Source organism: Methanobrevibacter sp., from assembly GCF_015062985.1.
Classification (GTDB): domain Archaea; phylum Methanobacteriota; class Methanobacteria; order Methanobacteriales; family Methanobacteriaceae; genus Methanocatella.
The window spans coordinates 1-10,598 of the sequence record NZ_SUTI01000030.1; the positions used below are offsets into that span (position 1 = coordinate 1).

A 10,598-nucleotide genomic window follows, 5' to 3' on the forward strand; every position below is an offset into this window, starting at 1 on the left:
ACCTGCAAGCAATTCTGCCGCAAGTTGTTCACCAGCTACAATAACATCTTCAGGATTGGTGTAAGAGGTATTGCAACATTCATTGACAAATTCCAAACCAATTTCTATTTCATTCATAGTGTCACCCCAATAATAATTAAGCAGAGGAATTATTTTCCCCTGCTAATGGCAATCAATTTCAAATCCAATACGATTTCATGCAAGTCTGCCACTATGGATTTAAGACTTTCGACCTCTGCTCTCAATTCATCGATATCATTACTTGATTCAAGAGTATCTGCAAGCTCACTTGCTTTTACAAAACCAATGTCGGAAGCTTCTTTGTTGCCGATATATGACCACTTGCCGTCGTTAATCATTATAAAAAGACAGGTTTTAAAAGCACGATCAACCTCGGCATAGAACTCTTTATCATTGAAGTCAAGCTTACCTTTAAGTTCACTGGCACTAAGAGCACCATTTTTCTTATTGCTTGGACTTAGGGTCTTTTCTGAGTTAGCAATATAACCAATGAGCTCTTTATCACTGTTGTATACTGCAATTGCATCAGGATCATGCTCATTATCTTCTGCAGCAAGGATCACATAGTCACCACTTTCAACAGGATTCTCAACTTTGTGGAAATTTAATCCCACGACCTTAGATTTAAAAACACACATATAAAACCACCTATAAACCAAGACATTCAAAATCTATGGTTGAAACTTGCATTTCAACGTCATTTAAGAACTCTTTATGAGCTACAAACAATTCGACATCATAATGCTCTAAATTTACAACAAAATTATTTTCTTGCATATTTTCACCTTTAAATTGATTGTTGATGTTCAAACATACTAAAACTCTCTTTAAAGCTCAAGATTAGCATGCAGAACAATCCACATCACTCTCTCAGGAGAGTGGCTTATCGCTAACCTTCCGAGTTCTATACCGTCTCGCAGGCATCGTTGAAAAAATCAAATTTAAAGCAATATTTGGTGTCCTACTCCAAATTGGAAAAAATCAGTAGTTTAAATACTTCATAAAAAATACTAGGTAGTATGAAATTAAATGATAATGGAGACATTAATGCTCCAGTAGAAAGTAACACTACATTGGATTACCAGTCCAAGCCGATAAGTGTGAAATTAACAAAAAAATTAGAAGAACAATTGGATTTTATAGCAGAACAAACACAAATGAGTCGCAGCAACATTGTCCGCTATAGCATCACTGAACTTTACAGAAAAATGAAGCAGGAAGCAGGTGAATAAGGTTGCCTAAATCATATGAAGCAACCAACCAGGAAGAAGTTGAGGCGATAATAATGCAAATAATGATTAAGAAAGTTAGAGAAATTGTAGGAAACAAACCGATCAGAGTAAATTTTAAAGGTGATGTAGATGAAGCAAAAGATTGAAAACAGAAAAGCAGATCTAAAAGAACAGAAAGAACGTTTAGATAAATTGGTAGCAACATGGAATTTATATGAAAATGGAGGTACAATCTACTATAATTTACCTCACATGAACGAACTGGAGAAATATTACAATAAGTTATCCCGATATGATTGGGCTGAAGAACAGGATTATGAAAACGATTATAATACATTCAAAGATTATCTAAAATACTTCAAAAACATTATTAAATTTTATCCGAAAGTGGATTTCATACATACATTTGATTTTATGAATCCACTAATGCCTGAATCTATTTATAATATCCAAGTTACTGATGAACTTATACAACTAATAGAAAAGATTTGTCAAAAATTAGAATTGAATATTGGAGAATTAGAATCCGAATTACAAGAGTTAGAGAATGCCTCAAAAGCAGAAAAAATGAAGAACGAATAAGTTTCAAATTAGACGCTCTCAACAAATTAATAAGTAAAATCTGATGTATATGACCTTGTTTGGGTTTTAGGTTTATCATCTTCTGATCGTATTGCTAAGAAATCAACAATTGTTTTATAATGATTAATCAATACTTGTTTGTCATTACAAATGTAATCATAAAAATTTTTGTTTTTTCTAGATGAATTACCTTTCATTAACATCAAAACTTCATCTTTATAGATTCCATGCATATTATTTTCAGCAATATGCCAAAATCTAGCTCTAATCTGATTAGCAGTGATATTTGAAGTGCCGTCAATTGCAAATTTATTTACATTCTTTCGTGCTTTACGAATTATTGTAGTAATAGCATCTTTATCAATTATAGGTTCATTTTCAGAGTTTAAAAAAATATATGGTTCGTCCATTTTTATATTTTTTCTATAATTGATGTATTGGAATATTACTTTCAAGGCTTTTGGGCTGCAACAGGCAATCCTAGGTTTGTTATCATCTTTAAAATCAAAACAAGGAATGTAATTATCTTTAACAGGGTCTTTCTTTATTAAATTATCAATAGTTTTGTTTTCACCAAATTTAAAATAAGTATCACATGCGGATAATAATTGTTCGATTGTTAATTCTTCAATAAAATTGTTAGGCATGGCTGATGAAGCCAATAAGTGAACAATTGCCCTATGATATTTAGTGGGAGCATATATGGTGATTCTATACAAATCTTCTTCATTAGCAATCTTTCTCATGAATATTATTATCTTATTAGAATCACTTAAAAGTATTGGTCAAAAAACATGACTGCACAGTAAGGTATTGTTGTGAAATTTGTAAAAAACCTAACCCTACAGTTAGGAAAAATAATAATTTTAACCTATTTATTACTCCACAATCAGAAAAAGAAGATTAAACCTTACCGTACAGTAACCAATCAACTTTATATATCCTTTAAACTAACATAATAACTGTAAATAAAAAGTTTTAGATAAAATCATGATTTTACATTAACTTTTGAATTTGTAAAAAAATAAATAAATTCATTAGGAGGTCATAGTTATGGATGGTCAAAATATTACTAAATGGGATGTGCTTATGCAGCTAGAAGAAACTCAAGAAAGTATTACTCATTTGAATAAATTTTGCTTGGACATGACTTGTTTGAACGATAGTTTGAAGCATAGCGTATTGGATTATGCTGATGGTAAAGCAGAAGGCAAAGATCTTTATGTGCATAATGATATGTTAACTAAAGAAACTTCCAACTGTGCCAACATAATTGATGATGCTATTAAGGACTTGGAAGACTGTAGAACTTTAATCAACAAATTTTTAGAAAACAACTGAAGTGGTGATAACATGATAACTGACAGTTTTTGTGAATTGCAATATGATGAACAGCACCAATGCCATTATTGTAAAAATTGCATATGTAAAAAAGGTGATGTTTATTACGAAGGTCATGAGCCAACAGATGCAGAAATTGAAGCAGAAATAGAAAGACAAATAGCTAAATCAGAAGCTATGGCTGATCGAATGTAGGTGATAAAATGATGAGAAATATTACTGACGCCATATTAGATGTACAAAATAGAAGCACATACTTAGATGCATTAAAATCCAAGTATATGCTCATAGCACAAGATTTGATGATTACTATTTTTGATTCAGAAGACAGTATGACTTCTGAATCTGAAGAAGAAATAAAATTCTACATTAACGAACTCACCATCTTAAAAGAAGAGTTGTTAGTAGGATTGAATGAATTTACAGACAATGTAATCTTGTTAAATCATGAATTGGAAGGAGATGATTAGATGCTATGTTTTGCAATTAAAAATCATCAATTAGAGAAAGAAGTTGATGAATATAGCAATTTCGATTGGATGTCATTTTGGACATTAACAACTGAAGAAAAAATCGATAAATATTTAAAAATTAGTGAAATGTTGTTAATGCGTAAAAGATCCAGACATATTTACTTACAAAATCTTGCTAGAATTTCGAATGAAGATAGTGAAGAAAGAAGAAAAAAACGCTTTGGAAGAAAAATATTTCGATTAGGAGAATTGATTGACATTCTTGAAAGTGTTCTTAATCAAATAGAATTACAAATTATGGTATTATAAAATTAGAAGTAGTTATTGGATAAGTAAACTTATCAAACAACCACAAATTTATTAGCATTTACTTATCTGTTGTTTGATGGTTAAATACTTTATCTTTTTTTCTACTTCCCCAACAAATGGAGGAATTAACATGAGCTTTAGCGCCAAACAAGAAGAAAAGGAACAATCAATATATTATGTAAAAGAATTATCTGAATTAGATTATCTTAATGATGATACAGGAATTTACATGCCTTATCCTGATAAAGACAATTCGACTGTTTTTTTAAAAATCAGCAGAACTGAAGGTTTAAAATCAGAAATTGTTTATGCATGGGTTAAAAAGGAAAAAAATGAGTTCCACACATTGGCTATGCATAAAAGTAGAAAATTAATTATTGAAACAGACAAAAACTTACTTGACAAACTAAAAGAATCAGCAACTAGCGTGGACATTAATATTATTGAAGATTTTGATGAGTTTGTTGAAGAGGTTATTAAAAACATTAGAAAAACAAAAGGTCTTGATGTATTAAAAGATGAAGATTTTGAATTTACAAAACCACCAAAAGACTACGAAGATACGGAAGAGGAAGAAGATGTTTTTGGCTTTGATAGTTATCCTGATTTAATTCAAAAAGAAGCATTGAAAATCATTAATGATGGTTCTTTGTATGAGAAATATGTGGATTCCATTTCAATTACTCATGCAGGCAATGAAACAACAAAAGATCAACTAGCTTTAATCACTGTTTCTTTATTCATTGGCGAACCAACACACACAGAATTGGATGCCAACACAGGACAAGGGAAAACAGATGTTACAACAGAAACTGTTAAAAACATACCCGATTGTTATGTGCATCATTTGTCAACTGTTTCACCAAAAAACATCTATTACGATCGAGATTCCTATGGCAAATACAATATTGTAATTTTTGATGATGTAGTGCTAACAGATGAAACAATCGGATTGCTCAAAGTATTGTCTGACAATAACAAACCAGTTAAAGAATTGAAAACAGTAATTGATAAAAAGGCTGTTAATTTTACATTGCCAGGGAAATTTTTAATAATCATCACTTACGCTAAGGACAATCCCGATGAGGAATTATTGAATAGGTTATATAAGCTAAACATGAATATTGATGAAGATAGTAAAAAAGTAATCAAAAACAAGATTAAATTCAACACTATCATCAATGCAGATAATAATGAAATCATATCACGATCAAGATTAATTATTCAGGCAGCAATACAATATTTAGTTGAACAGGAACTTGAGATTTTCAATCCATTTGCAGTATTGTTTGACCCAACACCATTAGAAAATCGTAACATTAAACATTTCATTGCAATGGTAAAATCCAAAAGTTTTTTCCATACCAATAAACTTAAAAAGATTAATTTTGCTGGCAAAACCATTTATATTGGTTCTTATGAGGATTTCTGGCATGTTGCAGACATATGGTCTAAAGAAGCCGATACACAGAAGTACAAACTCAATGACAAAGAAAAAAATATTTTATCTATTCTTGATGAAAAAACTCGTAAACAAGCAATTGAAGATATTGAAAGTAAATTAAAAAAATATGATGAATCAACACCCGCAGATCAAGCAGACATCTTAGATGAATTAGATACTCGTAAAACAATATCTAAGCGTATTGGTGTTAGCGAAACATCTGTTAGAAATTATCTTGATAGATCACAGGGCACTTCTAAATCTTTACTTGATTTAGGTTTAATTGGTAGAATAAGATTTAATGCTGAAAATGACAATTCGCCATGGGTTTATTTCAAGGTTGAAAATGAAGATGATGAAGATATAAAAACCCTCTGGCATAACTGGCAAATCGAAAACGCCAAGCACTTTGATACCTTTGAGAACAAAATAAGAATTCTCCTTTCTTTTTTATACTTGGCAAATATTACAGTAAATGAAAAAGGATATGTATATCTAAAAAATTATTGTGAAAGTGAAAATCATTGTATAGACTTGAATGATTATGATAGTTATTATAATTTTATCAATGATGCAATGAACAATTTTGATTTAAAAAAATATGCAATTAAATTAGAAGATGCTAAACATGATGATTTGAAGTATATGATTGACTTATTTTCATCACCTAATAAAAATGTTGAAGAAACATATAAAGACCAAAATAGTGCAAATGCTGCCGACCAACCGAAAATAGTGGAAAATGCTCCAATTGAAGATACAACATCAAATTCCTATGGCGATTCCGATTTGCCAAGTACCGCCAAGCAGTGGGACAGTACCACTATTTTTGGTTCAGAAATAGGTCGTTCAGATTTTGCTTTAGAAATATGTGAATTATTATTTAATCAGAAATTAGATTTTTATAGCATATTTGATGTAGTATACAGTGATCAGGATTTTTCAATACCTGATGCAAAGGAATATTGCAATATGGAGTTAGGTGAGCAATTGGACTTACTGGAATCCCATGATTACATAAATACAATTAAAAATGAAGATGGTAAAACTTATTATCAGTTAGATGATGATTTAAAAGAAGTTTTAGCTAATTTTACTACACCTAAAGAACCAACAGAGAAAATTTTTGAAAACGATTTACTACAAGCAGATTATGGTTTTAAACCATTTGAATTATAGGAGGATGATAACATGAAAACAGATGTTTACAAAATTACAGAAGAATTGGAAGAAAAAGGTTGGTTGTATGATGATACTGGAGTTTATGTACCTTATACACATAAGAATAAGGAGTTCTATGACCACAGAGATGTTTATTTGAAAATTAAAAAACATTCAGAAATCAACAATCATTTGGTTTATATCTTTGGCAAGATAGAAGATGGGCTTTTTTATCCGGCAGAATCATACCTATCTCCAAATCTTATAAATGAAAAAGATAAAAAGTTAACACGCTCATTAAGATATATGGGGCTAAGATATGGTTTAAATGCCGCCGATAAAGTTTATATTAACTTTGTTAAATCATTTAAAAATGATATTAATAATGCAGATTGTTTGGATATCCTAAAAGTTGAGGATTATGAAGTTCCAAATGAACCAAACATGGTTAATTTAACTGTAGAGTATGTAAAAGACGGTCATCATAACTTTATGAATATGTTCGATCTTACTAGATTAACATTAGGTGAACCTATTTATAATTATGCATATCGTAAAATGTATCATTGTCCTTTTCATGATGATGCACAGCCTAGTGGTGAAGCTTTGTTTTCTGTTTTTAGATGTTTATCTAAAAAGAAGCAATATGACCAGACTGAATTGTTAATGAAACTGTATAACCTTGATACTCCAGAGGAAGCCGAAGTTAAATTTCAGGAGTTGAAACGCAACTCCTAATTATTTTTTTATAAAAATGTCCATTTCCTGTTGTTACAGCTATACGCACATAAGCTTGTTTTGAGTGTTGCGGAATTGCCGTCAGTATTTCATGGTAGCAACCAATAATATGGGGTTTGCATCAACATGCTCATGATTTAATTAGCCATAGAATCAATTAAAGTAACATCTTTTGTAGGCATTGTCTGCCCAAATCATGCAATCATGAAAAACGCTTTGAAACCCTGCATGAAAGCCCCAAAGCAGCAATACGTGTAGTATCCACACCCTGGCCTGAAGCTGTCTGGGCTGAAGTTTTGACCATACACTTTGTTATCTATATAGGTAAAAATGTACATTAAAAGTATTCAATAACCTAAGAATACCATCGAATTCAATAGTCATTATAATTTCTTACTTCATTCTAGCTTTTCCTAGATTTTTCCCATCTGCCCATTGCCTCTTGACTTGCTCCCCAGCCACCTTTTTCCATCTTGCAATTTTCTTTAGATCCTTCGCGCTATTTAAAACATCATATATTTCCTTTTCAGTGTACCTATTAACCAAAAATCTAATGATTTTATCTTTATTATCATAATTTATTCCATAACCTTCTGAAAGCACTGCAATTTCATTATCATTAAGTTGAACATATAATTTTTTATATAACTGGTTTTTTGTTCTTCTTTTTCTCTTTTAGCTTCAAATTGTTTATTTTCCCCATACAATATGCCATATTGTTTTTCAACAATTGGCAATCTCTCTTCTAATTTCATGAGCCGATATTTATATTCAATTCTGTCATTTTCATTATTTGTTTGTCTTAAATTATTTTTTACTTTTTTAATTTGGTTTTTTAACGAATCTAATTCTTGTTTGACTGTTTCCAAATCTGTTTCCCCACCAACCCACTCATCTGTGTGTTTCATCCTATTACATTCTCTGCAAAGTGTCTGTAAGTTATTTATATTATTAGTTCCGCCTTTAGCAACCGGCACAATATGGTCTATTTCTAAGCTGGTTTCATCTTTACCGGCCCCGCATTCCCTGCACTTGTACCCGTCACGCTTGAATACTTCATGGCGGAGTTGGCGAGGTATTGGTTGGCGACCATATCTTGTAGCTAGTTCCCCACCGCAGTACGGACATAATTTAAAGTTTAGGTCATCAAAGACTCTTCCACAAGATTTGCAGTATTTTTCCATAGTTTCACCAATAACCATTAGGATATTTCTTTTTTAACCATGATTTTAATGAATTTAATTGATCATCATCCATTTTAAATAACATGTCAAAAAAATCTTCATTATCTAATGAAAAGTCTTTTTGCAATTGTTTTATATCACTTTCAGATAACATTTTGTAAGATTGAGGGATTCCTTCCATATATTTATATGTGCCACCAACCCACTCGTCAGTATATTTGGCCCTATTACATGCTTCACATAATGTTTGAAGGTTGCTTAAGTCATTAGTTCCACCTTTAGCTACTGGTCTGATATGATCCACATGAAGTCTAGTTTGTTTATTAGTAGCGCCACATTCCCTGCATCGATATCCATCTCTTTGGAATACTTGATGGCGAAGTTTGCGTGGAATTGGTTGTCTGCCAGTTCTTGTAGATAATTGATTGCCACAGTATGGACAGATTTTGAAATCTGAATCTTTGAAGACTCTTCCACAGGATTTGCAGTATTTTTCCATTAGGAACACCTATTTTATTTGACTAAATATGCTTCCTAGTATATCTTTGGTTACTTCATGAGCAGCATCCTTGGCTGCTTGTGAAGCCACTTTTTCAATTTGAATCGTATTTAATGTGCTTGCATCATTATTATTAATATTCAAGTTATTTTTATAATCTGACATATAAGGTATTAACTTATCAGTATCAAACAATTCAATACCTTTTGATTGACCTTTGTCTCTTTGATAATTAATTTTAATGACATAATTCTTTTCAATGATTTTATCATGAATTTCTTTAGCAGTATGTGATTCAACCAATTGTTTGAGATTATCTTCTTTACTTTTGCTGGAGATATGAAAATTACCCATGAGCACTCCATAAGTATACTTATCTAATGACACATATAACATTTTAAATAGTTTCTCTTTAAGTTCTTGATTAGATTTATTAGCTTCTAAAACATCATCACTCAATTCATTTAACTGTTCTTCAATTTTAGAAATCTTTTCCTCTAATTTTAAAATTTGATATTTACATTCAATAATTTCATTTTCATTAGACGATGTTAATAATCTACTTTTCAGATCAATTAATTGAGATTTTGAGTAATTAAGTTCTTTAATAAGTTCTTCACTAGTAGATATACCTCCAACCCATTCATCTGTATATTTAGCTCGATTACATTCTTTACATAATGTTTGTAAGTTGTCAATATGGTTTGTACCTCCACGAGCCACTGGTTTAATATGATCTATTTCTAATTTTGTTTCTTTATTACTTGCACCACATTCTTTGCACCGATATCCATCCCTTTTAAATACTTTATGACGAAGTTGACGTGGTATCGGTTGTCTACCCTGTCTTGTTTCGAGTTTATTACTACAGTAAGGGCAAAATTTATAATTTAGGTCATCAAAGACGCTTCCACATGCTTTGCAGTATTTTTCCATAATATCCCTACCTATTTAATCCATAAACATATCATTATTCCATACTAATTGTACTAGCCGAACCAATAGTTCGTTTCTTTCTGTTATTTCAGGTTTTCCGAATGCCACATATGGTCTAAATGGTAAATTGTTTTCTTCAATGAATCTTTTGAACTGTGGATTGTTGTTGTAAGCTTGCTGGCCTAATGATTCACTGTAAATGTTGCCTTCGTTTGAACAGTAAGTTTGTAGTTTGTAATCAAATTCAGCATCATTTAAACTGGCATTTATACTTTTATGCAGTAACAGTAATGCTCCAACACTGTTACGCCATTGGTTGAAATCGTTTTGGTCAGTGAATTCTTTTGTGAACCATTCAAAGTGGTCGGAGATGATATGTTCTATTTCGAATGGATTTTTGGTTTGTGCCATGTAATTGCAGTAATTGGAGGCAACACCAGTTTGTTCTTCGATGAATCCTGTAACTCTAGCCAACATATTTTTAATGTATTTTTTGGTAAAGCTGTTTAGTTTGAGATCTGGAAGGACGTCTTCAGGTTTGCTTTCGAAGTTAAGATAATGTCTATTTAGTTTTTCTTTTAGTTCTGGAATTGAACATCTCCTGATGTCTTTAGTTATGTTGAATACAAAGTTTTTGATTGTACTGTAGTTAAGTGTTTTGTAGTTGGTGAATCTTGA

17 protein-coding genes are annotated in these 10,598 nt (G+C 31.2%); 9 read left to right on the forward strand and 8 right to left on the reverse strand.

Annotation, left to right across the window (positions count from 1 at the left end):
- Positions 1-149: 149 nt before the first annotated feature.
- Together E7Z77_RS09160 and E7Z77_RS09165 are read right to left on the reverse strand one after the other, a co-directional pair.
- Entirely contained in the window at positions 150-659 is a 510-nt protein-coding gene (locus E7Z77_RS09160; protein ID WP_292753249.1) for an HIRAN domain-containing protein, read from the reverse strand.
- Positions 660-669: 10 nt separating this feature from the next.
- Positions 670-798: a hypothetical protein gene (locus tag E7Z77_RS09165; RefSeq protein WP_292753252.1), complete on the reverse strand. Its 129-nt coding sequence runs from the start codon at positions 796-798 to the stop codon at positions 670-672.
- A 242-nt stretch (positions 799-1,040) separates the two neighbouring features.
- Here E7Z77_RS09165 and E7Z77_RS09170 point away from each other — a divergent pair, with 242 nt between their 5' ends.
- From E7Z77_RS09170 to E7Z77_RS09180, 3 genes are read left to right on the forward strand one after another with little or no spacing between them, the layout of a single operon-like run.
- Positions 1,041-1,253, forward strand: a complete 213-nt coding sequence (locus E7Z77_RS09170) for a ribbon-helix-helix domain-containing protein (protein ID WP_292753256.1) — start codon at positions 1,041-1,043, stop codon at positions 1,251-1,253.
- Positions 1,254-1,255: 2 nt separating this feature from the next.
- A complete protein-coding gene (locus tag E7Z77_RS09175; protein ID WP_292753259.1) occupies positions 1,256-1,399 on the forward strand; it encodes a hypothetical protein in 144 nt (47 codons plus the stop codon).
- The gene (locus tag E7Z77_RS09180) at positions 1,383-1,835 is read left to right on the forward strand and encodes a hypothetical protein (RefSeq protein ID WP_292753262.1); all 453 of its coding nucleotides are present in this window, start codon (positions 1,383-1,385) and stop codon (positions 1,833-1,835) included. Before E7Z77_RS09175 ends, E7Z77_RS09180 begins: the two co-directional genes overlap by 17 nt.
- A 26-nt stretch (positions 1,836-1,861) precedes the next feature.
- Here E7Z77_RS09180 and E7Z77_RS09185 read toward each other — a convergent pair whose 3' ends face one another.
- On the reverse strand, positions 1,862-2,581 hold the full coding sequence (locus E7Z77_RS09185) for a hypothetical protein (protein ID WP_292753265.1): 720 nt from the start codon (positions 2,579-2,581) through the stop codon (positions 1,862-1,864).
- Between the two features lie 307 nt (positions 2,582-2,888).
- On the opposite strand from E7Z77_RS09185, the gene E7Z77_RS09190 reads away from it, so the two are divergent.
- The 6 genes from E7Z77_RS09190 (at position 2,889) to E7Z77_RS09215 (ending at position 7,301) form a co-directional block, all read left to right on the forward strand.
- Positions 2,889-3,176, forward strand: coding sequence for a hypothetical protein (locus E7Z77_RS09190; RefSeq protein WP_292753268.1), 288 nt, complete (start codon positions 2,889-2,891; stop codon positions 3,174-3,176).
- Between the two features lie 12 nt (positions 3,177-3,188).
- A complete protein-coding gene (locus E7Z77_RS09195; protein WP_292753271.1) occupies positions 3,189-3,371 on the forward strand; it encodes a hypothetical protein in 183 nt (60 codons plus the stop codon).
- 8 nt (positions 3,372-3,379) lie between these two features.
- Entirely contained in the window at positions 3,380-3,646 is a 267-nt protein-coding gene (locus E7Z77_RS09200) for a hypothetical protein (protein WP_292753273.1), read from the forward strand.
- A complete protein-coding gene (locus E7Z77_RS09205; protein WP_292753276.1) occupies positions 3,647-3,958 on the forward strand; it encodes a hypothetical protein in 312 nt (103 codons plus the stop codon).
- A 130-nt stretch (positions 3,959-4,088) separates the two neighbouring features.
- A complete protein-coding gene (locus E7Z77_RS09210; protein ID WP_292753279.1) occupies positions 4,089-6,581 on the forward strand; it encodes a hypothetical protein in 2,493 nt (830 codons plus the stop codon).
- A gap of 12 nt (positions 6,582-6,593) precedes the next feature.
- The gene (locus E7Z77_RS09215) at positions 6,594-7,301 is read left to right on the forward strand and encodes a hypothetical protein (RefSeq protein ID WP_292753282.1); all 708 of its coding nucleotides are present in this window, start codon (positions 6,594-6,596) and stop codon (positions 7,299-7,301) included.
- A gap of 393 nt (positions 7,302-7,694) precedes the next feature.
- On the opposite strand, the gene E7Z77_RS09220 is transcribed toward E7Z77_RS09215, so the two are convergent.
- The 5 genes from E7Z77_RS09220 to E7Z77_RS09240 form a co-directional block, all read right to left on the reverse strand.
- Positions 7,695-7,904, reverse strand: coding sequence for a hypothetical protein (locus E7Z77_RS09220; RefSeq protein ID WP_292753285.1), 210 nt, complete (start codon positions 7,902-7,904; stop codon positions 7,695-7,697).
- A complete protein-coding gene (locus E7Z77_RS09225) occupies positions 7,880-8,485 on the reverse strand; it encodes an HNH endonuclease signature motif containing protein (RefSeq protein WP_292753287.1) in 606 nt (201 codons plus the stop codon). The genes E7Z77_RS09220 and E7Z77_RS09225 overlap by 25 nt, the downstream gene beginning before the upstream one ends.
- Positions 8,486-8,489: 4 nt before the next feature.
- Positions 8,490-8,984: an HNH endonuclease gene (locus E7Z77_RS09230; protein WP_292753290.1), complete on the reverse strand. Its 495-nt coding sequence runs from the start codon at positions 8,982-8,984 to the stop codon at positions 8,490-8,492.
- 9 nt (positions 8,985-8,993) lie between these two features.
- Complete coding sequence (locus E7Z77_RS09235) at positions 8,994-9,920, reverse strand: HNH endonuclease signature motif containing protein (RefSeq protein ID WP_292753295.1); 927 nt, start codon at positions 9,918-9,920, stop codon at positions 8,994-8,996.
- Positions 9,921-9,935: 15 nt separating this feature from the next.
- Positions 9,936-10,598 (reverse strand): DUF1524 domain-containing protein (locus tag E7Z77_RS09240; RefSeq protein ID WP_292753298.1); only part of this gene is annotated, 663 nt, incomplete at its 5' end.